We start from the raw sequence: 24,676 nt of genomic DNA on the forward strand, positions 1-24,676 counted from the left end.
GCACACCCTTTGCGTGGCGGGGCGCCAGCGTCTGCGCGCCCCGCCACGCGCCGACCTGCTATGCTTCGCCCATGACTACCGATTCCGATATTGAACTGTCCGGCCCGTTTCAGGCCACCGACAGCAGCGGCCGCACCCTCGACGTGAAGGCCATCCGCATCTTCGACGAAGGCTACGGCATCATCGATGTCTATGTCGACTTCGCGAAACCCCTCGATGGCGGCCACAAGGACAGCGTACTGCTGCGCCAGATCGTCGAGCGCCTGCGCACGCTGGGTTACAAGGGCCCCGATTTCGGGCTCAGCGATCCGGGTTTGCAGGAAAGCAAGCTGATCGTGCTGGAAGCGCCCGAGGAATTCGCCGCCTTTGCCAAGAGCCGCGGCTGGAAGAACCTGGCCGAAGAGTTCGACGAGTAAAGTCCGACGAGTAAAACAGGGTTTTGCGGGGGCGCTCCCTGAGCAGCATGGGCGCGGTGCGTGCCGGCTGCCGCCCGGCGGTGCTTGCCCCTAATCCAGGATGATCGACCTGATCGTTCCGACCGACGGTTTCGCACGGGATTCGAAGCGCACCGTGCGTATGCCGCCCTGCGCGAGCCGCTCGTCCCTGATCTCATCCCTGGCGCGCTGGTGCGTCCTGTCATCGAGTTCCACCACGGCGACCACCTCGCAACGCCTGTCGCATATCACGTAATCCACCCGCTGCTGCGCCACGCGCAGGCGGTCGATGTACCGCCTCTTCTCGCTGGTGCTTGCCGCTTCGATCAGCGCGGACATGGCGACCTGGGGAAACACATAGTGTTGCGGCAACGCCGCGACGAGGCGTCCGAAAAACTCCAGCTCGTTTCCCGTCATCAGGGGCCGCTCCCGGTACACGCCCAGCGCAATGCGCTTGCGCCGCCGATCGGCCAGGAACACCGCAACGGCCAGGACGAGCGCGGCCATCACCAGCGCCAGCATCACTTCTTGTTTCATCAGACAACTATCTACAGAGCAATAAAGACGGCATCTTAGCCGGTGATGCCGTCGAGAGCCAGCCCTGTTACTGGAATCGGAACGTCAGGCTTCCCTGGTACGTGCCCTGCGCAACAGGCCATGCCGCCGACGGGCCCAGCACCTCGGTGGCGCTGAACTTCTCGCCGATGGCGGGAATGGCGTGCAGCCACGACAGGTCCCCGGCGGGGAACTCCACCGTCGTGTTCACATGCGAGATGCGCGGCGTGCCCACCCGCAGGTAGCCGTCCGGCTTCCCTGCACTGACGAGCAAGGTGCCGCCGGTCGTCTGCAGGCGCGCCCACCGTACGCCGGCAAAAAAACCCTGCGATTCCGGGTAGCGGAACGTTTCGCCCGGCTGCTGGTCGACGTGCGCCACGTCGTGCACGCCCAGCCAGGTGCCATGGAGGCGGTTCTTCCACACGCGATACGGGCCTTCGCCCAGCCAGCGCATCGAACGCAGCACCGTTTCCGGATGGTCGAACGTCACGCCGTGGTACTGCACCGTGCCGTCGAGCCGGTACGCGTAGTCGAGGCGCAGCGTGCCGTCGGCGTGCAACGTCCAGCGCACGCGGTCGAATTTCGCCCCATCGCCCGTGCCATCGCCCGCGCCATGCCGGACTTCGAGCCATGCGCCCGGCGCATTGCCGGCCTGGCCCGCGGTAGCGGTGGTGACGGTGGCTTGCCCACCATCGGCCGCGGGAAAGCGCTGCGCGGCATGGCCCAGCCGCACGCCGCCGAAGGAAAGCGACTCGCCGTGCTCGTCCACCGGTGGCGACACGCGCACCGCCAGCACCGGCTGCGGCGGGAAACGGTACTCGGTGCCATCGGCACGGCGGCGCGTCGCGTCGAACAGTGTTTTCCAGTGTTCCCCGTCGGGGCTGATCTCCAGCTTGAACCGGGCATAGGCCGTTTTCCGGGCGGGGTCCGGTGCGATGTCGATGACGCTGGCCACCTGCGGGTGCGCGAGGCGCCGGATCATGCCAATTTCAGTGCCTGTTTCAGTGGCAGTGCCGCTTTCTGTGCCGGTGCCAGTGCCGGCGCCGGTGCTGCCCCCTTCCTCGCTGGCGAACGGCAGCCACGTCACCGCCGCCCCCGTGGCCGGGCGGGCAAACGCCAGGCGCGGGCCGTTGGCCAGCGCTGATTCTCGGTCGCCATGACGCAGCGACAGCAACTGGCCGTTGCCATCGAAGCTTGCGCTCACGGCGCCCGCCACCAGGCGGTAGTGGCCGCCCGACCCCTCCACCCGTTCGACCCGCGGTGCCCCGGCGGCCTTGCCGGATGGCGCCACCGGGGCCGCCCGCTGCGCCAGGTCCGGCGCCGGATACATCCACGTCCACAGCTGGCCGCCATCCGGCCCCGTGGCGGTCACTTCCAGCGCATCGGCGCCATGGCTGCGCCAGTTGGCCGGCAGGCGCAGGTCGAGCGTGCCGCTGCCACGCGCGGCGACGGCCGGGCCGCGCGTCGTACCCTGCGCCAGCACGCGCAAACCGCCGCGTGTCGCATTGGAGCGCGTGTCGGGTCCCATGTCGGGCCGCGCAAAGCGCACCAGCCGCCAGCCGAAGCGCACCTTGTCCAGGCTGTGGAAGTCATAGCGGTTATCGACGGGCAGGCGGCCGTCGAAGCGATCGTCCAGCACGGCGGCGCCCAGCTGTACGGGCGACCAGATATGCCGCACGGCGTGATAGCTGCCCTCCTTTTCGTGGGCCGGGCCGACGATGCCGTCCGGCCCGTACGTGCCGTACGGGTCGACGCGGCCGCCCTGGTCCGTGCGCACCACGCCTTCGTCGTTCAGCGCCCAGATCACGCCGCCCACGCCAAACGGCGAGGCCATCATCGCGCGCCAGTAATCGTCCAGACTCGCCGCGCCGCCGCCGTCGTACAGCGCGTGCAGGAATTCGGTGGGCATGAACAGGTTCGGGCCTTGCAGCCGCTCGTTGAGCAGCTTCCAGTTCGGGTAATGCTTCGTGTCGAGGTCGCTGAAGATCGCCCACGGGTGGATGACGGGCCGCCGCTGCGGATCGTACCGGTGGTATTCGTCGTCGAGCTCGAAATTGAAGCCGCCCTCGTTGCCGTTGGCCCAGAACAGGATGCTGGGGTGGTTCACGTCGCGCGGGACCATTTCCTTCACCAGCTTGCGGCCGATCTCCGTGCCGTGCGCAGCCTGCCAGCCGGACAATTCGTCGATCACGTACAGCCCCAGCTCGTCGGCCGCCCGCAGGAAGGCCGGATCGGGCGGATAGTGCGACATGCGTGCCGTGTTCATGTTCATCGACTTGATCAGGCGCGCGTCCGCGTAGTTGTCTTCCGGATCGAGAGCGCGGCCCGTGGCGGGACGGAAGCTGTGCCGGTTGACACCCTTGATGACGATCTTGCGGCCGTTCAGGTACAGGCCGTCGCCCTTGCGCACCTCGAACGTGCGGAAGCCGAACCGCTCGGTGGTCGTGTGCAACGCCTTGCCGCCGTGGCGCAGCGTGAGCCGCAGCGCATACAGGTTCGGCGTTTCGGCCGACCACAGGCGCGGTTGCCCAATGGTTGCGGCCAGCCGCAGCGGGGTGGCATCCGCCGACGGCACTGTGGCGGCACCATCGGCGGTGGCGGCGGTGGCGCTGAAAGGCTTGCCGACCGGCTTGCCGGCCGCATCGAGCACCTGCGCTTCCACGACCGTGCCGGCCACCGACCCGGCCAGCGTCACCAGCGCGGCAAGCGTGCCGTCGGCGCGGGCATCGATGGCGGTGTGCGCGATCGCCTGCACTGGCGCCGCTTCCAGCCAGACGGGCCGGAAGATCCCGCCGAACACCCAGTAATCGCCGCGCCGCTCGGCCTTGTCCGTCAACGGGTCGGTGGCGCGCTTGCTGACATCCACTTCCAGCACATTCGCCGCATCGGGCGAAAAACGCACGAGCTTCGTGATGTCATGGCTGAACCGGTAGAAGCCCCCGACATGCGGCGCGCCGGCCGCCACGCCGTTGACGCGCACGGCCGTTTCCGTCATCGCCCCTTCGAACACGAGCCGGATGGTGCGCCCGCGCCAGGCCGGCGGTACGGTGAAACGCATGCGGTACTGGCCCTGTTCCGTGAAGCGCTTCTCGCCTTCCCCGTAATCGTAGCCGCCGAAGCCCTGCAACTCCCAGTTCGACGGCACGGGGATGGTGCTCCATGCGCCGGCGCGGCGGCCGGCCGTGACGCGGAAGTCCCATGGCACGGCCGTTTTCGGACCAGTACCCGACAGGTAGCGCACTTCGGTGACGGGCGCCGCGGCAGGCGGGGACACGGCGGCGGCGTTTCCGGCCGCGGCGAGCAGCGTGCAAGCGGCAATCGCCGCCAGGAAATTCGTTGGCAGGAGCATGGGAACGGTGGCGGAGTGCGGACCGCCCAGCATAGCGCGATCGTCCGGCCGGATGGGGTCTTGCTTTCAAACGCTCATCATCATGCGCGCGCCGGCCCCTGGTGCGTTCCGCTAACCTTCAGCCGAACCACTCGAACCATTCAGACAAACCACGGAAGCACACCATGCCGGACCAGCAATGGAGTTACGACGCCGTGACGGCAAGCGCACTGCGCACCATCACGGACATCGCCACGCAGGCGCGCCGCGCCGAGGGCCAGCAGGCGGAGCCGCATTGGGCGATGGCGCACGGCGTGCTGCGCTGCTGGTGCGACCTGGTCGGCGACGCGGCCCGCGACGAGGACCGTGCGATGCTTGAACAACTGTTCGAGGGCATGCCCGTGCCGCCGGACAGCGATGCCGCCGGCTGGCATTTCACGTCGGTGCTGGTCCTGCCGCGCCAGTAAGCTGCGCCGCGGGCCTCGCGTGCCGGGCGTCGACCTTGGGCCCATCGTGCGCGTATCTGACCGGTCGTTCGCTTATACTGGGCTTGTGCCTAATACCGAGCCCCCATGATCTTCCCGAACGAACTCGAGCAACTCGTCAGCCTTACCCGCGACATCGTCGCCAGCGACGTGGCGCCGCGCGCCGCCGGGGTCGACGAGCATTGCACGTGGCCCGCGGCCTCGATGGAAGCATTTGCCGCGGCGGGCCTGCTCGGCCTGCAGGTGCCGGCAACACTCGGCGGCCACGGCCAGGGCCTGCTGGCGCTGGCCGCCGTCAGTGCCGAGATCGCCCGCGCCTGCCCTTCCTCTTCGCTGTGCTTCGGCATGCATTGCGTGGGCACGGCCGTGATTGCTGCCAAGGCCACGGCCGACCAGCAGGAACGCTACCTGCGCCCCATCGCCGCCGGGCGGCACATCACCACGCTGGCGCTGTCCGAAGCGGGTACCGGCGCCCATTTCTATCTGCCGGAAACGCAGCTGGTCAAGGGCGACACGGGCTATACGGTCAACGGCACGAAGCAGTTCGTGACGAATGGCAGCCATGCCGATTCCTATGTGGTGTCCACCCTGGCCAGCGACGGCAGCGCGGCCGGTGGCGATTTCAGCTGCCTGGTGGTCGACCGCGACACGCCCGGGATGGGCTGGCAGGGCGACTGGGCGGGCTTCGGCATGCGCGGCAACTCCTCGCGCGCGCTGGTGCTCGACAGCGTGCAGGTGCCGGCGGCCAACCTGCTCGGCGCCGAGGGCGATCAGGTGTGGTATGTGTTCGAAGTGGTGGCTCCCTTCTTCCTGATGGCCATGGCCGGCACCTATCTCGGCGTGGCGCAATCGGCGCTCGAAGCGGCCGGCGCGCACCTGCGCAACCGGCGCTATGCCCACTCCGGTGCCGCGCTGCGCGACATTGAAACACTGCAGACACGCTATGCGAAGATGTGGATCGCCTTCCAGAAGACGCGCGCACTCGTGTTCGAGGCGGCGGCGCGGGGCGACGCCGGCGATCCGGACGCCTTGCCCTTCCTCCTGGCCAGCAAGGCCGATGCCGGCGAAACGGCGATCGCCCTGGCCGGCGATGCGATGACGATCTGCGGCGGCTCGGCTTACCGCGACAACAGCCGCGTCGCGCAGATGCTGCGCGACGCCCGCGCCAGCCATGTGATGTCACCCACCACCGATCTGCTGCATCTCTGGGCGGGGCGCGCGCTGCTCGGCATCCCGCTGCTATGAGGTCGGCATGAGGCCGGCGGCCGAACCGGGCGCGCTGCTGGTCGGCGGCCCGGCCGCCGGGGAACTCGCCGCCACGCTGGCGCGCCAAGGCATCGTTCCCGTGCACGTGGCACCGGACGAGGCACCCGCCACGCTGTCCGCCGCCGTGCAGGGCGGCCATCCACCGGCCATCTGCGTGCTGATGGGCTTGCATGCGGACCCGCTCGCGCTGGTGCGCGACCTGCGGCGCCGCTGGGCTGGCGGCATGCTGCTGGCCTGTCCACCGGACCGGCTGCCCGAGCTGCGCCGCCAGCTCAGCTATACGCCGATGCTGGGGCCCAACGTGACGCTGCTGGATGAAAGCGATCCCGCGCTGGCGGGCGAGATCGTCAAGGCGGTGCAGGCGGAGGCGCGCGGCCGGCAGTTGCGCACCACGCTGCAGCGCGCCAATGCCGCGCTCGCGTCCATGGGTGGCACGGCGGCAGGCAACTTCCAGCGCCTCGCCAGCGCGGAACGCTACCTGACACGCTTCCTGGAAAAATCGGCCGAGGCGATCGCCGGGCTCGATCCGCAGGATCGTGTGCTGTACTGGAACGACGCGGCGGCCCGCCTGCTCGGCTTGCCCACACGTGAGGCGCGCGGCCGCAACGTGCACGAGCTGCCGTTCTGGAATGCGGACGTGCAGCGCGTGCTGGCGGACCTGCATGGCGGCGCGGAACACGCGGTGGCCGAGGTGCAGCGCGCGCCGGGCGCACAGGAGGGCGGGCTGCCGGTGGCCGTGCTGGAAGTGGCCGTGTCCGCCATTACGGATGAACACGGCACCTATGCCGGTGCGATGCTGCTGCTGCGCGATGTGTCGGAACGCCATCGCCAGCTGGCGCTCGAACGCTCGCGCAGCATCGAGGCGCTGTCCGTGGCGAACAGCCGCTACCGCCATCTGGCCACGCTGTTCGACCGGGCGCCCGGCTTCCTGGCCGTCACGCGCGGGCCGGATCACGTGTTCGAGCTGGCCAACCGCGCCTACCTCGCCACGTTCGGCAGCCGCGACCTGCTCGACCGCTCCATGCACGACGCATTCCCCGAGTTGCGCGACCAGGCGTTCGTGCAGATCCGCGACACGGTGTACCGCACCGGCGAGCCGTACATCGGCCGGGATGTGCCGGTCAGCGTGCGCCTGCGGCCGGGCAGCCAGCTGGTCGAGCGCTTCCTCGACTTCGTCTACCAGCCGCTGACGGGGAAGGATGGCCGCGTGTGGGGCATTTTCTGCCAGGGCAACGACGTGACCGAGCAAAAACGCATGCGCGACCAGTTGCTGGCCCACCAGAACGAACTGGAGCGGCTGGTCGCCGAGCGCACAGCCGAGCTGCAAAGTGCCCAGGCCGCGCTGCACCACGCGCAAAAGCTCGAAGCGATCGGCAAGCTGACGGGCGGCGTGGCCCATGACTTCAACAACATCCTGCAGATCCTGCACGCCAACCTGGAACTGCTCGCGCAGGAACCCGGCGTGGCCGGTGCCGGCGATGCCGCCAGGCGCGTGGACAGCGCCATGGCGGCGGTGGACCGCGGCACCAAGCTCACGGCGCAGTTGCTGGCCTTCGCGCGCCGCCAGCCATTACGGCCGGAACCGGTGGACCTGGCCGTCGTCGTGCGCGGCCTCGACGACCTGCTGCACCGAGCGCTCGGCGAGGCGATCGACATCGGCACCGTGGTCGAAGCGGGCCTGTGGGCCACGCTGGCGGACCGCACGCAGATGGAAAACGTGCTGCTCAACCTGGCCATCAATGCGCGCGACGCCATGGCGGGCACGGGCCGGCTGACGATCGAGCTGGGCAACGTGGAGCTGGACAGCGACTACGCGGCGCGGCAGGAGGATCTGCAACCGGGGCAATACGTGATGCTGGCCGTTTCCGATACGGGCCATGGCATGACGCCCGACGTGCTGGCACGCGCCGTGGAACCGTTCTTCACGACGAAGCCGGAAGGCGAAGGCACCGGCCTGGGCCTCTCGATGACCTATGGCTTCATGAAGCAGAGCGGCGGCCACCTGAAGATCTACAGCGAGCCGGGCAAAGGCACGTCCGTCAAACTGTTCCTGCCACGCACGCTGCAGGTACCGGTCACGCCCGCCGAGCCCACCGTCGGCGCCGTGCACGGCGGCCATGAAACGGTGCTCGTCGTCGAAGACGATGCCGACGTGCGCGCCGTCGTCACCGATGCGCTGGGCAAGCTGGGTTATAAGGTGCTGCAGGCCGCGCACCCGGAGGCCGCGCTGGCCATCCTGCAAAGCGGCGCCCGCATCGACCTGCTGTTCACCGACGTCGTCATGCCTGGCACCCTGCGCAGCCCGGAGCTGGCGCGCCTGGCCACCACGCTGCTCCCCGGCATCGCCGTGCTGTTCACGTCGGGCTATACGCAGAATGCGATCGTGCACGCCGGCCGGCTCGATCCGGGCGTGGAGCTGCTGAGCAAACCCTACAGCCAGCAGCAACTGGCGCTGCGCGTACGCCAGGTGCTGGATCACCGGCCCGCTGCTACCGCAGCGGCGCCCTCCCCTGCCCCCGTTCCTGACTCCGCGCCGGCCAGTGCGCCTGTTCCCGCTTCCGCCGAGGCACCCGGCGCTCCGGCGCGGCCCCGGGTGCTGGTGGTGGAAGACAACGCGGATGGCCGCGAGCTGCTGTGTGAAATGCTCGACCTGCTCGGCTGCGACGCCACCGGGGCCGCCACGGCCGAGGACGCGCTGCCGCTGCTGGCCGCGGCCGATATCCTGCTGACCGATATCAGCCTGCCGGGCATGCCCGGCATTGACCTGGCGCGGCAGGCCCACGGCGATCACCCGCGGCTGCGCATCGTGTTCGCCAGCGGCGGCACGCCGCCGGACGTGACCTTCCCGTCGGCGGCGATCCGCAAGCCGTTCTCGATGGCGCAGCTGGAAGAAATCATCAAGGGTGGCGGCTGAAACAAAGCGCCGTCACCCGAACTTGGCGACCTTGAGACGCACGCGCAAGCTGCACCGGATGGCAGGCACCGGAGCGCTCGCAAGCGGAATGTGGATCAGGTCCTACACCCGCAGCCGCTCCAGGACTATTCGTGCGCGGTCAGCCCCAAGCTACTGTTGAACCACATTTCATGACCACGGAGGACAGCATGTCGATGCAAAGCGAAAGCAAGGACAGCAAGGCAGGCAATCACCAGCGCACGCAGGACGGCACAACGGGCGGCAGCGCTGGCAACGGCAGCACCGGCGATACAGGCGCCATTGAGGGATCGGCCGCAAGCCAGGGCAACCAGCAGTCCGGTCAGCAATCCAGCCAGCAGAACGCGATGCCGCCCAGCGAGACGGATGACGACCAGTACGACCAGGGCACCGTGCAGCAAGGGCCGTGAGCGGGCCTGGCAAATAGCTTCCCCTGCAGCTCGGGGCTGGTTCTGCACTGCATCCTCAACGCCGGAGTGCGCTTAGCGTCGCAGCGCGCACGGCTTCGGTGCTGTTGAAGTCGACGTCCAGCTCAATATCAGGAACCAGTGTCTCACCGTCGCCGCGTACGCGGTTACGCCAGACCTTGATGGGGATGAAAAGCTGATTTCCGCTGGGCAGTGGCACGGACGCACGCTCAAGGTAAGCAGTGTCCGATGCGGTCGCATGCCCCAATTGAACTGAACCCGGAATCAACCGTACCTGATCCACGAAGTCGAGGCAGGCGCTGGCGCAGTTACCGTCCGTGATCACCGCAACTGTGCCGTTGAAACGTCGAAGCCGGCCATGACGCGAGGCGACTTCAGCGCGCGTTAATCGTGGTACACCTGCGGAATCCACCCAAGGATTGCCTGCACGCCTGGCATCGCGCAATCTGGCCAAAAGCTGCTTTGTTTCTTGCGTGCGTGGGTCGGCACTGCCATAGCGTTCCGACATCATGTCGACGTAGCCGTTTATGCCGGAAATCGAAATATCGGAAACCCGCCATTGTGCATACACCTGAAGCTGGCGTTCGAGTCCGCTGGTATCGAATTCCAGGCCGCCTGTGACGGCATCGAGAATCTGCTGGCCAACCGCACTGTCGCCCCCGGCATTTCCGCGCGTATCGAACACAATCGAACGCACGTCACGCAAGGCGGCAATTTCCCTCGACATGATGTCCAGATCCTTCGCCGCATCGGGACCGGGCATGAAATCGGGGACCCTGATCCAAAGCACATTGTCGCGGAAGTCATAGCGATTGCGGCGATCGGGCGAGTACGTGTGGACGCTGCGCAGGCCCTTCCACACATCCATTGTGGGCATACGCCGATACTTCGCCTCCACTACCATCTGCTCGCCATCCGGCCGAACAAACGTGCAGCGCTTCAATTCCAGACCGGCAAGTCTCAGGGAACTCAGCTCCGGAAACAGGCTATTGCGCACGGCAGGTAAATCACGCCGATCAAAGTATGGGGCCTGGTCGTTCGCGACGATCGCACTGGGCGTACGACCGTCACATTCCAGCAAAGTCGCGCCGAGCGTCGGCAAGGGGCCGTCCCACTTCGGCATGACTGCAGTGACGACGACCGCACCGCCATGCTCATCTACGCGCCACCCGTTGACCATTTCGTGGAAGCCACCGCTACGAGCGTTGTCCGAGTATGCGAGATGACCGTCCTGGAATCCCGTAACGTAGTAGCGGACTGCCGACATCATCGTGTCGTAATTGATTACCCGAGGGATCAGCGCTCGCGCTTCACGGTAGCCCTGCTCAGTCCATAAGCGCACGCCGGGATTGGCAGTATCGATGTAGCCGGGATGCGCCGCAATAATGGCGGCGTGAACCGCATCCAGGTCTGCAAGGGCCACGGCTTGCCACTGCTCCGGCGTCTTGTCCGGTGTCGGCGCGCCATGGATGGCCTGGTAGCCCACCAAGGTAGCTGAGCATACGAGCGCGACAGACAGCGTTGTTCGCGTGGGACTGGCGGCAAACAAGTGTCCGATTTTCCATTGCATAAGCGCTCATGCGGTTTATCAAAACACACCAGCTTAAAGAAAATCCGAGCTCGAATGTGCGTGCATTCTCACATTGAAAACTGCCGCTTCTGGGCCGATTGCAGACGTCCAGTATACGGCAGCTTCCGCCCAGAGCGCACGTGGGTGCATATGCCGATTTGCATGCCTAGGTATGCCCGGCCGCTCGTCCGTAGTTTCTCTTATCCTGGAATACTCACAGTCCAGATTGACGTAGCCGCGCTCCCACGACCACTCGTCAGCGGAGCAACGCTCGAGCCGCAACCCGTCGCTGGTCGGGTAAATGCGAAGCTTTACAAGCATTTTTGCCGTGTCTTCGCACTTCCAGTTGAAGGGCCCGGAGTCCGGCAGCCTGATAGAGCCGACTGTAAAGTTCTTAACTTCTACATACCCGGCACCCATGCACATTCCATTCGTGCCTTCAGATATCCTGACATCGATTTTGACCGTGTCTTTACCTACACGACATTGCAGCTTATGTGCGCCCTTTGGCAAAACGCGCACACCCTCCATATTGTTTACCACAAGGCTGAACTGCTTGTTGTGTTGGGTTACCGCACTTAATTCAAACCCGCTTCCTTGGCATCGACTTGCTGCACCGAAACTGATGACGTCAGCTAACACTGCACGATGCACGAATAGGGAAAGGGCCAGCACGAGAAGGATTTTCATAGTCGATCTTTTGTTCAAAATTGCTTTCATCTGGCGTCGCTTCCAGCCGATCTCGGCCGTTCATCGAAGGACCGGTGCCGCCCTAAAACCGGGCGGTCAGATTGACTTCGATAGCCGTGCTTTCGTTTCCCTATCGCAAAGAATAATACTTCCTACCCGCACGGAATTCTTCGGTATCTTGCCCAGGCAAGTCACAACCTTCCGGCGCCCTTCAGCGGGCGCGTCCACATCCAGAATTTTGAAATGCGTAAGGTTGAAGGATGCCTGAACGTCAAATGCCGGGCCATCAGGAGGCTGGACAGTTACAACCGCAGAGAAATTCTTGAACGGACCTTGCGGTGACGGTTGAAAAAAGGGCGCGCACACGAGTCCCTGGTTCGTAAGATCGAATACGTCCTCCACCCTCAAAAGTTCGACTCTCATCACTTCTCTATGTTCCGTGGCCATGTCTCGGGCGACGTCTCCATCGTCCGCTGTTGACCGAACTCGGCCGTTCGCCGCAGCATGGCAGGTCGTCGAACTGGAAAAGTCACAGACTGTCATGACCGTCTGCAACCGCGCGGATAGTGCCGGGTCACGGCGCATTTCTCGCCGGCTGGCGGGTTGAAGGGATCGATTTTAGTTGGCATTGGATTTTCGACTTATGGATTCGGGCTGCAACGACAAAGAACTGCTCGTGGCTCATCCATGTAAGGAGATAAGCAATGCCAAGATCGCTCCCAGAGTAATCATGCCAACGAGAGTGACGGCCATGAACTCGTAATAGATTTCCATGGCACGATCTTTCTGGGCACGGATGGCCCAGATTTCCTTCAGCGTTACGGGACGTACTCTGCCGAACGTCGCAATGATGATCACGTATCTTCCAACACCAAACAATACGGTCTCGAAAAGCAGATGAAATGCTAATTCCAGAATCATGACCGTGCTCCTTGATTGTGTTGTGGAATGGCGCAGGCAAGGTCTTGTCGACCTCGCTGCTATGCCCTGTTGGTGCGCCTAACAAGGCCAGATGGATCGGCTGTAACCATCTTTGATGTCGACAAGCTCGAACGCATTCCGGACACCAGAGCGCCGTGGTTCATGACTGGCATGAGCGATCCGGAGGGGCGAACCTGCCTTGGAACAGCGATAACTGTACATGACATTTCAGCGGCCGTGCACAACACTATGTCAGCCACATCGATTGGCAGCTACTGGTCTCCATACACGAGCGAAATTTCTGTTATCGACAGCCCGCGGCCGAAAGCCGCCCGTTGCATTGCCTCTGCGTACGGGCTCGATGATGCCTGCCTGACGACCGCCCCCTGGCAGTCATCGCGCGGCAGTACCTGACGAACGAACGCCTGACTTCGAGCCACGCTGTTCGAGGCTTGCTGGACGATTGGCCTCCCTCATGAAATCGACAAAGGCCCGCAGCTTCCCGGGCATCTGGGAGCGATGCGGGTAATAGATATGGAACGCGTCGTCAGTCGCGCCATCATCCGTCAGGATCCGCACCAACGATCCGGCAGCGATTTCCTGACGCGCAAAATCCGCGTAGACAAAGGCAATCCCGGCACCACGCACCGCTGAATCGACTACCGAGTGCATGTCGTCGACGATCAAGCGGCCTTGCACATCGATGTGGACCATCTGGCCGGCGACCTGGAATTTCCAGTCGAACAGCCTGCCACCAAACGAATAGCGCTGGCGGATGCAGTCATGCCCGAGCAAGTCCTCGATACGTTCCGGGCGCGAACGTTCCCGAAAATAGTCTGGTGCTGCGAGCACGACACGTTGCTGCAACCCGCCCAGTTGCACAGCGACCATGTCGTTTTGAACCTTCCGGCCCAGACGAATGCCGGCGTCGAAGCCCGCGCTGACAATATCGCTGAGCTGATTGTCCAGCGATATCTCCAGATTGATCGCCGGGAATGCGGCGAAGAACGCATCGATATGCGGTTCGACCAGGATGCGATATGCCACGTACGACAAATTAATCCGCAGCAGACCCGAAGGCCGGTCCGCGCCGTGGCTGACCTGAGCCAGCGCGCCGCGAATGCTTGCAAGTGCGGGAGCAATCGACGCGTTCAATGCAATTCCGGCCTCGGTCAAGCCGACGCTGCGTGTGGTGCGGTTGAACAACCGCACGCTGAGTTGTGCTTCAAGAATCTTGATCGTACGCGACATGGCCGTGGGCGTCACCCCCAGTTCCGCAGCGGCCTTGGCAAAGTTAAGCAGCCGGGCAGCCGCCTCGAACGCCATCAGACCCGGCAAGTGGATCGTTGTCGGAGCCGAGGTAATACCGCCCACCGCCAAGATCGGAAGCAAGTCGGTATTTATGGCGTTTTTGATCATTCTATATCTCTGTTTATGACGATTTACTTCATTATCAATCATCCATAAAGTGCTTGCACAGCGAACTTTACTGCAGCGCTTCACTACTCACGAGGACCGACGATGCCTGACAACAGCTTACCAACCGATCTTTTCAATCCCGGCAGTTTCGGTGCGATCTCTATTGCAAACCGCATCGTCATGGCGCCTGTCACGCGCAGTCGTTACGGTGAAGATGGGGTACCTGGGGCGTTGCACGCGACGTATTACGCCCAACGTGCCGGTGCCGGTTTGATCGTGTCGGAAGCCACCAACATATCGCCCCAGGGGCGTGGCTACGCGGCGACGCCTGGCATCTGGAACGATGCGCAGGTCGCAGGATGGAAGCAGGTTACCGATGCAGTACATGCGGCAGGCGGCAAGATCATCTGCCAGCTATGGCACGTCGGCCGTTTCTCTTCTGTGGAACTGCAGCCTGATGGCGGCGCACCGGTTGCTCCGTCAGCAATCAAGGCCGAAGGCAGCACTTATACAACTGCGGGATTCGTGCCGGTCTCGATGCCGCGCGCCCTGGAAACCAGGGAAATCGTCGATATCATCGCGCAATATGTGCATGCGGCGAACAATGCTCTACGTGCAGGATTTGACGGTGTGGAAGTGCACTCGGCCAATTGTTACTTGCTCGACCAGTTCCTGCGCGACGCCACGAATCGTCGTACTGATCAGTACGGTGGCACCCGGGAAAACCGCGTGCGCCTGACGCTCGAAGTCACAGAAGCAGTCGCTGCCATTTGGGGCGGCAACCGGGTTGGCATTCGTCTGTCACCCGTCACACCCGATGTCGGCAACACACCGCTCGACAGTAACGTCATGGACACCTACGGTCACCTGATCCGGGAACTCAACCGGTTCGAGCTGGCTTACCTGCATGTCGTCGAGGGCGCGACCGGCGGCTCCCGTGCAGTGCCGCACGACGTTGACCTCGACCAATTGCGTGCCATGTTCATGGGCCCCTACATCGGCAACAACAACTACGACCTGAATCTCGCCGTCGCTCGACGGGCGCAAGGAAAAATTGACGCCGTGGCATTTGGACGCCTGTTCATTGCCAACCCCGACCTCGTGGAGCGTCTGCGTCACGGGAAGGACCTTGCCATCGCACCGCGCGAGTCTTACTACAACGGCGGTGCAAAAGGGTTCACGGATTGGCCCGTCGCCAGTTTGTGAGCATGTACGCCAGGGCGGCCGCACCGTCCAGCCTCTTTTCAAGCCCATCACACACAGGAGAAACACATGAGCAAAAATGTCAAAGCCGTACCGACGGCGGATTACAACAACGTCATCGCTGTCGCCCAAAACTACGTGGATGGCCTGCGTACCGGCAGCATCGAGCAGATTGCCCAAGCATTCCATGAGGACGCTGTCATGTACGGGTTCACCAATGGGCAGCTCCTCGGCGGGCCAATCGACAACCTGTACAAATTTGTCAGGCAGAACGGAAAGGCGTCGGAGATCACCACGCGCCTGGACGTATTGGCGATCACGCCAACCACCGCCGTCGTGCGCGTGGACATGGAGCAGGACGCCATTGGTGCAGACTACAACGACTACCTCACGTTGATCAAAATCGCAGGCAACTGGAAAGTCATCGCGAAGGTGTACCACCAGTTCGAGGCCTGACGTTAATGGGCTCGGGCGACACCGCCTGACAATAAAAAAGGCAGTGCCGGCGACCATTGCGCCGGCACTGCCTTCATGTCACTGTGCCTTGCGGCAGATGATTACTGCGTGATGCGTTCCCAACCGTGGCGCACGGCGGACTTGAACTTTTCCCAGCCGGATTGCGGGTAGCGGCTTTCCCAGCTGCTGCGCAGGCCCGATTCGGATTCGTCCCAGGAGCTGCCATAGGTGCCAGAAGAGCGCATCGCGGCACCGTAGCGGTAGGCCGGAGCGTAGTCGTCATAGCTGCCGCCGGTGCTGGAGAAATTGCTCGTCCAGTGGCTGCGGTAGTAATCCTCGTCCTCGGTGGCGCCCAGTTGCTCGACATCGACCTCGGTATGGCGAACGGTGTCGCTGATCTGGTCGGTGCGCTGCGTGACTTCCTTGCCCACAACCACTTCCTCGACCACACGCGCCGTCTTCTGCACGACGGCTTCCTCGGCGCTCTCGCGCAGCTCGAACGAGGTGTCCTGGAACGCGCCCACCTGCGACGGGTCGATCGGGCGATCGACCGGGTGGCGCTCCACGTTCACGTGCTCTTCACGCAGGCTCACGCTTTCCTGCACCGGCGTTTCGACGAGGCGCTGGTAGATGCGCACGCCGCCGCGCTGCACGGTGCGCTTGCCCACGCGCAGTTCTTCCTGCATCACGGGGATCACCTGCGATTCCGTGTCGGCTCGTTGCAGCGAGCCGGTATCGCTGAGACCCTGCACCGAACCCTGCGTGCCGGTCAGCGAAACGCCCTGCGTGCCGGACACCGTGGTACCGCCGGACAGCGAGCTGCCCTGCCAGCCTTCGCTCTGCTGCGAGGCGCCCAGTTGCGCACCGCCGGTGCGTGCGGCCGCCGGGTTCCAGCCGCTCGCTTCCCACTGCGAACGCTGCTCGTCGATGTCGATCGGGCCGAAGCGTTCGATGATGTCGGCCGCGTCCTCCACCTGGTCCTGCGTGGCGGTCTGCACGGTCAGCACCACGTTGCCGCGGTTGACGGCTTCGCCATAGACCTGGCCATCGTCGTCATCGTCGCCGAACATATTGCCGAAGAAGTTCTTGATGCTGTCGCCAATCGAGTGCTCGCCACTGGCGCTGGTGCTGGTACTGGTGCCCGACGTGGCCGTGGTGGCATCGGCCGTGGACGAGCTGCTGGCGTTGATGTGGACCGACCCGGCGGCAATGCCCGAGCTGATCAGTTCGTCACGTGCGCGTTCTGCGTCGGCACGGTTGTCGAAAACGGCTGCTAGCGTATGGCTCATGGTTGCTTTCTCCTATTTTTCAGGTTGGTCAGGGGATATCGTTCCGCGCGGCTTCGTCGAACGCCTCGACCTGCACGTCCTCCACCCGCAGCGAGACGGTTTCCCGGTACTCCTGCTGCTTGCGTACCCGCGTGATACGGAGTTCTTCCTTGATGCGGAAGCGCTTTTCGATCACCAGGATCTCTTCGAGCACCGGAACCACGAGCACGTCACCCTCGTAGCGCGACGGCGGCGCTTCCGACACCACGCGGTCGACGGGCACGCGCTGCACGTCGAGCTCCTCGTGCCAGAGTTGCTCGCGGATTTCCGCGGGCTCCTCGGTCACGTTGCGGGTGACGCGAACGCCCCGCCCCGTGTCCACTACATGTGTCGTGACCTCAAGTTCTTCGCGGATGACGGGCACGGCAACGGCGCCTTCCACGACCTCGGTGGTTTCCGGTGGTTTGTTCATGGACAAAAAGTCTACGTGGTTTGGCGTCCGGATGGCGCTCCTTTGCCCAGCAGCATGATTGCCGGCGTTTCCGGCGCGGCGCGGATGCGCATTGGACAGGCAGGCTGACGGTGGCTTGCCGCGAGACATTCCAGCCTGATAACGGGCCGTTGACCCGACAATGATGCGCTTGCCGAGGCACCGCAAAAGGAACGGCGCACGGCCTGACGGCATCGCCGCGTTGCCGTCAGGCCGCCCTGGCCGGCACCACGCAATCGACGAACTCGAATCCGCTGAAATCCTCGCGCACTTCCTCGCCGAACGCGTGCGCCCAGTCGTCTTCCTCGTCGCGGTACCAGTGCAGGCGCACCTCGTTGCCGAAGATGGCGGCATCGTTCAGCGTTTCCAGCAAGGCTGCCAGCATCGCCGCGCTGGGCGCGTCGATGGAGGCGAGCGCCACGTGCGCATCGATGGACCGGCCATCGCACAAGGCCAGCCAGGCGCGCAGCCGTTCCAGCACCGGCGCATAGAATGCCGCGGCGTCGGGCGGGCTGCAGGGCCCGCGCAACGACAGGTGGTGCCGGGCGAAGTCGAACGATATTTCGGGCGAGTCGGGCGATGCGGCGATGAAGAACGGTTCCATGGTGGGCACTGGGATAAACCGGCTATTCTAGTGATGCATCATGACAGCGCCATGACCTCCTGCGGCGCCAGTACCGACATCAGCTGCGGCCGGGCCAGCAGGTTGCCGACCTGGCGCACCGGCAACGGGGCGGCGAACAGGTAGCCCTGCCCCTCGTCGCAGCCCAGCGCGATCAGCGCGGCCAGCTGGCCGGCCGTTTCCACGCCCTCCGCCACCACTTCCATGTCCAGCGCCTTCGCCATCGACACGATCGCCTGGAACAGCACGCGGCCTTCCGGCGACACCGTCAGCTCCGACGTGAAGGCGCGGTCGATCTTCAGCACGTCCATGTTCAGCCGCTGCAGTTGCGCCAGCGACGAATAGCCGGTGCCGAAGTCGTCGACGTGCAGCCTCACGCCCAGTTCGCGCAGCGCGGCCAGCTCGCCACGCACGTCCACCCCTTCGGCCAGCATCGCCGATTCGGTGATCTCGACTTCCAGCATGGCACCGGACAGGTGGTGGCGCGCCAGGTGCATCGCCAGATGGGCGTGCACCCCGCCGTGGCCGAACTGGTGGGCCGAAACGTTGATCGACACGGGCACGATCGCCAGCCCGGCGCCCCGCCACAGGGCCAGTTGCCGGCATGCCTGCTCGATCACGAAGCGGCCGATCGCGCCGATCAGGCCGCACTCTTCCGCGATCGGAATGAACTTTGCCGGTAGCACCATGCCCAGTTCCGGGTGGTGCCAGCGCAGCAGCGCCTCCATGCTGCACAGCCGGCCCGTGGCCAGGTTCACGCGCGGCTGGTAATACAGCTCGAACTGTGGCGCGTCGGCTTGCTGCGCCACCGCGACCTGCAGGCTGTGCCGCAGCTGGACCCGCGCCGTGGCGGCCACGTACAGATCGGGATCGAAGAAGCGGTAGTGGCTGCCCTGCTCCCGCTTGGCCGCGCACATGGCGATGTCGCCGTGCCGCAGCAGCGTGGCGGCATCCTCGCCGTCGCGCGGGTAGCAGCTGATGCCGATCGATGCGCCGATCGTGCAGCGCGCGCTGCCCAGGTCGTATGGGCGCGACAAGGCTGCCGCCACCCGCCCGCCGATCGCGGCCAGTTCCTCGTCGGACCCGCCCGGGGCGATCACCACGACGAATTCGTCGCCCCCCAGGCGCGCCACGATATCCTGCGGCCGCAGCAGGCCGCCGAGGCGCAACGCGGCCTGCTTCAGCAGGTCGTCACCGGCGCCGTGGCCATGGATCTCGTTGACCTCCTTGAAGCCATCCAGGTCGACCAGCAGCAGCGCCAGCGTGCCGTCGCGCTGCGCCGCTTCCTCAATTGCCCGGGGAACGAAGCGCGTCACCCACGGCCGGCTCGGCAAGCCGGTCAGCGTGTCGTAGTTGGCCAGGTACAGCAGCTCGCTTTCGTAGGCCTTGCGCTCGGAAATGTCCTGCAGCGTGATCGCCAGGCCGTTGCCGACCCGGACGATGCGCCGCCGGCCCCACGTGATCTGCATGCGCCGCCCGGCCGGCATCTGGCGCTCGTCTTCGTAAATGCCTTCCTGCATGGCCGCGTGGTAGGCCTCCAGCATGGGGCCGCCGTGCTCGCGCTCGATGACGGAAATACGCCGGCCGATCAGGTCGTCGCGGCCGCCGCCATAGAACGAGGCGCCGCGCTCGTTGCAGTCCACCACGATGAAATCGACGACGGCGCCCGTCGTGTCGCGCACCGCCTGCGCCATGTAGAAACCATCCTTGGCGTTCTCGGTCGCCGTCCGGTAGGCCGTGCGCACTTCTTCCTCGGCGGCGCTGCGCGCCTGCTGGCGCCGCAGGGCCAGCGCCAGCGCCAGCGACGCGAGCAGCATGCCCGCCGAGATCACGGCCCACACCCGCCGCGCCGCGGCGGCCCGCTCCCGGGCGGACGCCAGCGCATCGGCGGTGGTCTTGCCCGCCAGCGCCACCACGGGGTAGACGGCCGAACGGTGCCATCCCAACAGGCGCGGCGCGCCATCGGTGAAGCCGGTGCCGGGCAGCGGGGCGGCGCCGTCGACGCCAGCGATCGCGGGTGCGGTACGGAACAGCGACGCATCGCGACCGGCACCCGGCGCCTCGAGCCGCACCTCGCCCGGGTCCGCCGGCAGTCCGGCCAGCGCCACCAGGCCATGCCGGCCGAGCACGCGCTCGTTATGGAACGCGGTCAGGTACTCGGCGGCGACGACGAGCGACACGATACCGGCGAACTCGTTGTCCGGCGATTCGAGGCGCAGCGTCATCCTGACCTGGCGCTGGCGTGCCGCGGGGTCGCCCGGCACGGCGCCGATCCGCAGCGCGCTGGAATTGTTTTGCCGGTGATACCGCAAGGCGGGATCGGCCGGGTCCGGCACGGCGCGGGCACGCCGCGGGATGGCCGACACAGTCCGCCCGCCCGCGTCGACGATGGCCACCTCGACGAATGCCGCGTCGATGAACATGCCGTCGCGCCGCAGCGCCCGCAGGTCCAGCTGCCCCCCGGCCTGCTCCCACGCGTGTTTCAGCTGGATCGCAGCCTGCTCCATCTGGGCGATCGAGCGGGTGGCATACTGCTCGTAGGCCTCGGCATAGGAGCGCACCTCGCGCAGCGCGTCGCGCTCGGCCAGGGCGCGGTCGTGGCCGAGCTGCGCCTCCATCACGAGACCGTAGGCGGCAGTGGCGAGCAGTGCCACACACGGGGCGAGCGCGGGCAACCAGGCATGCGGCAGGGCTGGCGCAAATGGGAGCGCAAACGAGCGCGCGAACGGGCGTGCAACTGAGCGTGCAAGTGAGCGTGCGAAGAGCATAGTTGCACATGGTAAATGGCAGATATGACAGCGCCATGACCAAGTGGCAGCCGGGTGCCCGCCGGGTGCCCGTAGTGCTGCCCAGCCGGGCGACGGATGAGAACGCTAACTTGTATAGTACAAACCACGAGTTACCGGAAGTTCCTGCGGTGCTCATTCCTCTAATACCGCCCAGCGCCACTGCGCACGGGCTTTTTGCGACGGAGATTCCATGGAAACTGAACTGAAGCTGACGGTTGCCCAGGGCGACCTCGACCGGTTGCGCGACCATGCGCTGCTTGCTGGCATGGCCGGCGCCACGCCGGAAGAACATCAATTGCGCGATACCTATTACGACACGCCGCGCCTCGACCTGTGGCACAACGGCCTGACGCTGCGCGTGCGGGCCGATGGCGATACGTGGATCCAGACCGTCAAGACAGCGTCGGCCGGATCGGCCGGCCTGCACGAGCGCGGCGAGTGGGAATCCGCGCTGGCCGGGCCGGAGCCGGACCCCGTCAACCTGGCGCGGCAGGTGAAGCAGAAGCGCATCGCCGAACTGCTGCGCACGCCGGACATCGTCAACCAGTTGCGCCCCGTGTTCAACAACACCACGCGCCGCACGCAATGGAACGTGGAGCTGCCCGAAGGCCAGCAGGTCGAATGCGTGCTCGACGCCGGCGATATCCACGTGGGTGGTCGCAACGCCCCGATCGGTGAACTGGAACTGGAACTGAAACGGGGCGATCCCACGCCCCTGTTCGAGCTGGCGCTGGCGCTGCACGCGGAGATCCCGCTGCGGATCGCCAACGACAGCAAGGCCGCGCGCGGCTACGCACTGCTCGACGGCGAAGCACCGGCCCCCGTCAAGGCCGTGCCCGTGCACCTGACGAAGAAGATGCGGCTCGAAGAAGCGTTGCAGTGCATGGGCCTGAACTGCCTGCAGCAGCTCGAGGCCAACGTGCCCGGTGTGCTGACGGGCAGCGTGGAGAGCCTGCACCAGATGCGCGTGGGCCTGCGCCGGCTGCGCGCGCTGCTCGACATGTTCGAGGACATCGCGCCGCTGCCGGAGACGGTCCGCGACAGCCTCGAATGGCTGGCCGGCGAACTGGGTGCGGCGCGCGACTGGGACGTGCTGGCCGGCACCACCATCGAACAGATCCAGGGTGCCGACCTGGGCACGCTGCGCGCCACGGCCGAACAGCGCGCCCGCGACCTGCACCGCGCGCTGCTGCCCGCGCTGTACCAGCCCCGTTACACGCAGCTGATCCTGCAACTGAACGGCTGGTTCTACGGGCGCCAGTGGCGCGCGGGCGGCGCGCTGCCGGCCGATTCGCCGCTGCGCCAGCGGGCCCGCGATGCGATGGCACCGTTGCTGGAGAAAGCCCAGCGTCGCCTGCGCAAGCGCATCGAGGCGCTGGACGAGAACGACGCGCCGGCCCGCCATCGCGTGCGCATCGCGGCAAAGAAGGCACGCTACGCGGCCGAATTCTTCCACGACCTGCTGCCCGCCAAGGCCGCGAAGCCCTATATCCGCGCGCTGTCCGCGTTGCAGGACAAGCTCGGCCTGCTCAATGACCTGGCCGTCGCCGGCACGCTGTTCGACGAGCTGGAACAGCGCGGGCCGACCGATGACCTCAAGGAAGGCCTGACCTACGCACGCGGCTACGTGAATGCCATGGCGGCGGCGGAGAGCCACCACCTGGGCGGCGCATTGCACCAGATCGCCCGGCTGAAGATGACGGGGTAAATCCAGCTCGCGTGCCTGCATGCACCCAAAAGCAAGGGGCTGGGGTCAGACCCCGGGCTTTGCCGGGATTTCAAGGAGCACCGCTCCTTGCCGGCAAAGCGGTGCTGGCCTGCAGGCCAGCGCTCCTCCCTGACCCCGGCTTCTGCCGTTGGGTTCGAGCAGCTCAGCGGCCGAAGCGGAAATAATCGAACTCGGCGTGGCCGGCGCGGGTGGCCGTGTACGACGGCGTGCCGCCCGGCGCCTGCGCGAACAGGCCCACCTGCGTGCCGACCCAGCGGCCCGGTTGCGTGATGAACGGCGTGCCGAGCGGCTGGAAGTTCACGCCATCCACGCTGTAGCTGGCCGTGACGCGGGCGTGCGTCGAGCGAAGCATCGAATGCCAGTAATGGGGCACCTCCGGCGCCGGTTCCGCCACCTGCACGGGGGTGAACGACAGTCGCACGTGCACCGGGCCCTTCACCTCGACGGGCGCCGTCAGCACCGTCTCCGAACCCTGCTGGATCTTGCCGCCATTTACGCCGAGATCCGCCTTCAGGCGCGTGACGTGCACCAGGCGCTGGCCGGCCACCGTGTTTTCCAGGCCGATCCACGCATAGTCGTAACCGTATGCCACCAGGCCGGCGCGTTCGCCCGCCTGCCCGCCCGGCTTCAACGTGATGGCCGTGGTGGCGGAGAATGTCATGCCGGGCAGCTTTTGCGTGAGCAGGTGGCCCGCTTCCCACAGGTTGGCCGGCGACGACACGGCTTTCAGGCGCAGGTGGCCCTTCACCGATGTGTCGACCCAGTCCGCCATCGGGTTGGCCATCCATTGCCAGCCCAGGTGGTAACCGTCGTCGAATTCATCGCTCGTCACCGGAACGCTCACCGGCTGGACGGCGACGTTCGGCTTCCTGTGCCGAGTGACGGGCGCGCCATACGGCGCCTTGCCTTGCCGGACCCCGATCAGCGGCCAGTCATCGGCGCCCCATTGCATCGGTTGCAGGTAGACGCGGCGGCCATACGAATCGGCGTCCGAGAAATGCACGAACCAGTCCTCGCCCGCCGGGGTATCGACCCAGGCGCCCTGGTGCGGGCCGTTGATGGGCGTGTCGCCCTGGTCCATCACGTTGCGGCCTTCGTACGGGCCTTCGATATGCCGGGCACGGAACACGCCCTGCCAGCCGCCCTTGACGGACCCGGAAGGCACGAACACGTAGTACCAGCCATTGCGCTTGTACAGCTTCGGGCCTTCGGTGGTGAACCATGGCATGGGGCCCTGCGACGTGGCCACCTTCGGCAGCCTGTCGCCATCGATGATGCGCTTCTCGCCGGGCAGCGTGCGCTTGCCGTCCGCGCTCATCTTCTTCAGCGTGATGACATTCTTGAAGCCGGCGCGCGACCCGGCGAAGCCGTGCACCAGCCATGCCTGGCCATCGTCGTCCCAGAATGGCGCGGGATCGATCGCGCCTTTCGCATCGTCGACCAGCACGGGCGCCGTCCACGGCCCTTTCGGGTCGGTGGCACTGACCATGAAGATGCCGAAGTCCGGGTCGGGATAATAGATATGGAAGCGGCCGTCGTGATGGCGGATGGCGGGCGCCCACACGCCGCCGCCATGCCGCGGTACCGCGTGGTGCGCTTCGGGCACGTTCTTCTCCAGCGCGTAACCCAACAGCGACCAGTTCACCAGGTCCTTCGAATGCAGCACGGGCAGGCCGGGCACGTTCGTGAAGCTGGACGCGGTGAGATAGAAGTCCTCGCCCACCCGCACCACGTCGGGGTCCGAGTAATCGCCGGCCAGGATCGGGTTGATATAGGTGCCGTCGCCCTGGTCGGGAGACCAGATCCCCGCCGGCAGCGGCGCCGCGCGGTAACCATCCTTGCCGGCGGGCTTGCCCGAGGGCGTGGCGCCATAAGTGGGAGCATGCACCGCGGGAAGGATGATGCTGGCGGCCAGCAGCACGCTGGCGAAGGTCGTGGGTCGCAATGTCGTCTCGTGTGGTGGGTGATCATCGGCCTGCCGGGGCCGCGGCCCGCGCGCGCGGTCGTGTCAGCGCATTTCGCCAACGACGTGATGATAAGCGCAACCATTGACGCTGTCAGCGCCATCGGGACCATGCGGGCGAACTGCTC

General features: G+C 65.6%; 19 protein-coding genes. 8 read left to right on the top strand and 11 right to left on the bottom strand.

Annotation, left to right across the window (positions count from 1 at the left end; genetic code table 11):
• The first annotated feature begins 71 nt into the window (after positions 1-71).
• Positions 72-416 (top strand): hypothetical protein, encoded by a 345-nt coding sequence (locus EWM63_RS30235; RefSeq protein WP_130189826.1) that lies wholly within the window; start codon positions 72-74, stop codon positions 414-416.
• 90 nt (positions 417-506) lie between these two features.
• Here EWM63_RS30235 and EWM63_RS30240 read toward each other — a convergent pair whose 3' ends face one another.
• Positions 507-971: a DUF2726 domain-containing protein gene (locus tag EWM63_RS30240; protein WP_130189827.1), complete on the bottom strand. Its 465-nt coding sequence runs from the start codon at positions 969-971 to the stop codon at positions 507-509.
• A gap of 67 nt (positions 972-1,038) precedes the next feature.
• Positions 1,039-4,338 (bottom strand): glycoside hydrolase family 2 TIM barrel-domain containing protein, encoded by a 3,300-nt coding sequence (locus EWM63_RS30245; RefSeq protein WP_130189828.1) that lies wholly within the window; start codon positions 4,336-4,338, stop codon positions 1,039-1,041.
• A gap of 164 nt (positions 4,339-4,502) precedes the next feature.
• Between EWM63_RS30245 and EWM63_RS30250 the strand changes: the two genes are divergently transcribed.
• The 4 genes from EWM63_RS30250 (at position 4,503) to EWM63_RS30265 (ending at position 9,410) form a co-directional block, all read left to right on the top strand.
• Entirely contained in the window at positions 4,503-4,784 is a 282-nt protein-coding gene (locus EWM63_RS30250) for a hypothetical protein (RefSeq protein WP_130189829.1), read from the top strand.
• Positions 4,785-4,889: 105 nt separating this feature from the next.
• The gene (locus tag EWM63_RS30255; RefSeq protein WP_130189830.1) at positions 4,890-6,047 is read left to right on the top strand and encodes an acyl-CoA dehydrogenase family protein; all 1,158 of its coding nucleotides are present in this window, start codon (positions 4,890-4,892) and stop codon (positions 6,045-6,047) included.
• A gap of 7 nt (positions 6,048-6,054) precedes the next feature.
• Entirely contained in the window at positions 6,055-8,982 is a 2,928-nt protein-coding gene (locus EWM63_RS30260; protein WP_130189831.1) for a response regulator, read from the top strand.
• 188 nt (positions 8,983-9,170) lie between these two features.
• On the top strand, positions 9,171-9,410 hold the full coding sequence (locus EWM63_RS30265; RefSeq protein ID WP_130189832.1) for a hypothetical protein: 240 nt from the start codon (positions 9,171-9,173) through the stop codon (positions 9,408-9,410).
• Between the two features lie 55 nt (positions 9,411-9,465).
• Here the strand turns inward: EWM63_RS30265 and EWM63_RS30270 are convergent, their stop codons facing one another.
• The 4 genes from EWM63_RS30270 to EWM63_RS30285 all read right to left on the bottom strand — a co-directional run bounded on the left by EWM63_RS30270 (position 9,466) and on the right by EWM63_RS30285 (position 14,028).
• Positions 9,466-10,998 (bottom strand): S41 family peptidase, encoded by a 1,533-nt coding sequence (locus tag EWM63_RS30270; protein WP_130189833.1) that lies wholly within the window; start codon positions 10,996-10,998, stop codon positions 9,466-9,468.
• Between the two features lie 33 nt (positions 10,999-11,031).
• A complete protein-coding gene (locus EWM63_RS30275; protein WP_130189834.1) occupies positions 11,032-11,688 on the bottom strand; it encodes a hypothetical protein in 657 nt (218 codons plus the stop codon).
• Positions 11,689-12,369: 681 nt separating this feature from the next.
• Positions 12,370-12,609: a hypothetical protein gene (locus EWM63_RS30280; protein WP_130189835.1), complete on the bottom strand. Its 240-nt coding sequence runs from the start codon at positions 12,607-12,609 to the stop codon at positions 12,370-12,372.
• 393 nt (positions 12,610-13,002) lie between these two features.
• The gene (locus EWM63_RS30285) at positions 13,003-14,028 is read right to left on the bottom strand and encodes a LysR family transcriptional regulator (protein WP_130189836.1); all 1,026 of its coding nucleotides are present in this window, start codon (positions 14,026-14,028) and stop codon (positions 13,003-13,005) included.
• Positions 14,029-14,130: 102 nt separating this feature from the next.
• Between EWM63_RS30285 and EWM63_RS30290 the strand changes: the two genes are divergently transcribed.
• Both EWM63_RS30290 and EWM63_RS30295 read left to right on the top strand, forming a co-directional pair.
• Positions 14,131-15,234 carry an alkene reductase gene (locus EWM63_RS30290; RefSeq protein WP_130189837.1) on the top strand — a complete coding sequence of 368 codons (1,104 nt, stop codon included), beginning with the start codon at positions 14,131-14,133 and terminating at the stop codon, positions 15,232-15,234.
• A 66-nt stretch (positions 15,235-15,300) separates the two neighbouring features.
• Positions 15,301-15,687: a nuclear transport factor 2 family protein gene (locus EWM63_RS30295; RefSeq protein ID WP_130189838.1), complete on the top strand. Its 387-nt coding sequence runs from the start codon at positions 15,301-15,303 to the stop codon at positions 15,685-15,687.
• Between the two features lie 101 nt (positions 15,688-15,788).
• On the opposite strand, the gene EWM63_RS30300 is transcribed toward EWM63_RS30295, so the two are convergent.
• The 4 genes from EWM63_RS30300 to EWM63_RS30315 form a co-directional block, all read right to left on the bottom strand.
• Positions 15,789-16,976: a YsnF/AvaK domain-containing protein gene (locus EWM63_RS30300; RefSeq protein WP_130189839.1), complete on the bottom strand. Its 1,188-nt coding sequence runs from the start codon at positions 16,974-16,976 to the stop codon at positions 15,789-15,791.
• 28 nt (positions 16,977-17,004) lie between these two features.
• Positions 17,005-17,427 carry a YsnF/AvaK domain-containing protein gene (locus tag EWM63_RS30305; protein ID WP_130189840.1) on the bottom strand — a complete coding sequence of 141 codons (423 nt, stop codon included), beginning with the start codon at positions 17,425-17,427 and terminating at the stop codon, positions 17,005-17,007.
• 226 nt (positions 17,428-17,653) lie between these two features.
• A complete protein-coding gene (locus EWM63_RS30310) occupies positions 17,654-18,049 on the bottom strand; it encodes a DUF1987 domain-containing protein (RefSeq protein WP_130189841.1) in 396 nt (131 codons plus the stop codon).
• Positions 18,050-18,087: 38 nt separating this feature from the next.
• Complete coding sequence (locus EWM63_RS30315) at positions 18,088-20,721, bottom strand: bifunctional diguanylate cyclase/phosphodiesterase (protein ID WP_229487602.1); 2,634 nt, start codon at positions 20,719-20,721, stop codon at positions 18,088-18,090.
• Between the two features lie 325 nt (positions 20,722-21,046).
• Here EWM63_RS30315 and EWM63_RS30320 point away from each other — a divergent pair, with 325 nt between their 5' ends.
• Positions 21,047-22,564, top strand: a complete 1,518-nt coding sequence (locus tag EWM63_RS30320) for a CYTH and CHAD domain-containing protein (RefSeq protein ID WP_130189843.1) — start codon at positions 21,047-21,049, stop codon at positions 22,562-22,564.
• Positions 22,565-22,727: 163 nt separating this feature from the next.
• Here the strand turns inward: EWM63_RS30320 and EWM63_RS30325 are convergent, their stop codons facing one another.
• Positions 22,728-24,530 carry a glycoside hydrolase family 43 protein gene (locus tag EWM63_RS30325; RefSeq protein ID WP_207221194.1) on the bottom strand — a complete coding sequence of 601 codons (1,803 nt, stop codon included), beginning with the start codon at positions 24,528-24,530 and terminating at the stop codon, positions 22,728-22,730.
• Positions 24,531-24,676: the final 146 nt, after the last annotated feature.

This window comes from Pseudoduganella lutea, from assembly GCF_004209755.1.
GTDB lineage: Bacteria > Pseudomonadota > Gammaproteobacteria > Burkholderiales > Burkholderiaceae_D > Rugamonas > Rugamonas lutea.

Coding starts and splice junctions, on each gene's coding strand:
- EWM63_RS30255 (WP_130189830.1), top strand. CDS start 4,890: ATGATCTTCCCGAACGAACTCGAGCAACTCGTCAGCCTTACCCGCGAC.
- EWM63_RS30260 (WP_130189831.1), top strand. CDS start 6,055: ATGAGGCCGGCGGCCGAACCGGGCGCGCTGCTGGTCGGCGGCCCGGCC.
- EWM63_RS30290 (WP_130189837.1), top strand. CDS start 14,131: ATGCCTGACAACAGCTTACCAACCGATCTTTTCAATCCCGGCAGTTTC.
- EWM63_RS30305 (WP_130189840.1), bottom strand. CDS start 17,427: ATGAACAAACCACCGGAAACCACCGAGGTCGTGGAAGGCGCCGTTGCC.
- EWM63_RS30265 (WP_130189832.1), top strand. CDS start 9,171: ATGTCGATGCAAAGCGAAAGCAAGGACAGCAAGGCAGGCAATCACCAG.
- EWM63_RS30300 (WP_130189839.1), bottom strand. CDS start 16,976: ATGAGCCATACGCTAGCAGCCGTTTTCGACAACCGTGCCGACGCAGAA.
- EWM63_RS30235 (WP_130189826.1), top strand. CDS start 72: ATGACTACCGATTCCGATATTGAACTGTCCGGCCCGTTTCAGGCCACC.
- EWM63_RS30250 (WP_130189829.1), top strand. CDS start 4,503: ATGCCGGACCAGCAATGGAGTTACGACGCCGTGACGGCAAGCGCACTG.
- EWM63_RS30285 (WP_130189836.1), bottom strand. CDS start 14,028: ATGATCAAAAACGCCATAAATACCGACTTGCTTCCGATCTTGGCGGTG.
- EWM63_RS30270 (WP_130189833.1), bottom strand. CDS start 10,998: ATGCAATGGAAAATCGGACACTTGTTTGCCGCCAGTCCCACGCGAACA.
- EWM63_RS30240 (WP_130189827.1), bottom strand. CDS start 971: ATGAAACAAGAAGTGATGCTGGCGCTGGTGATGGCCGCGCTCGTCCTG.
- EWM63_RS30245 (WP_130189828.1), bottom strand. CDS start 4,338: ATGCTCCTGCCAACGAATTTCCTGGCGGCGATTGCCGCTTGCACGCTG.
- EWM63_RS30320 (WP_130189843.1), top strand. CDS start 21,047: ATGGAAACTGAACTGAAGCTGACGGTTGCCCAGGGCGACCTCGACCGG.
- EWM63_RS30310 (WP_130189841.1), bottom strand. CDS start 18,049: ATGGAACCGTTCTTCATCGCCGCATCGCCCGACTCGCCCGAAATATCG.
- EWM63_RS30295 (WP_130189838.1), top strand. CDS start 15,301: ATGAGCAAAAATGTCAAAGCCGTACCGACGGCGGATTACAACAACGTC.
- EWM63_RS30275 (WP_130189834.1), bottom strand. CDS start 11,688: ATGAAAATCCTTCTCGTGCTGGCCCTTTCCCTATTCGTGCATCGTGCA.
- EWM63_RS30280 (WP_130189835.1), bottom strand. CDS start 12,609: ATGATTCTGGAATTAGCATTTCATCTGCTTTTCGAGACCGTATTGTTT.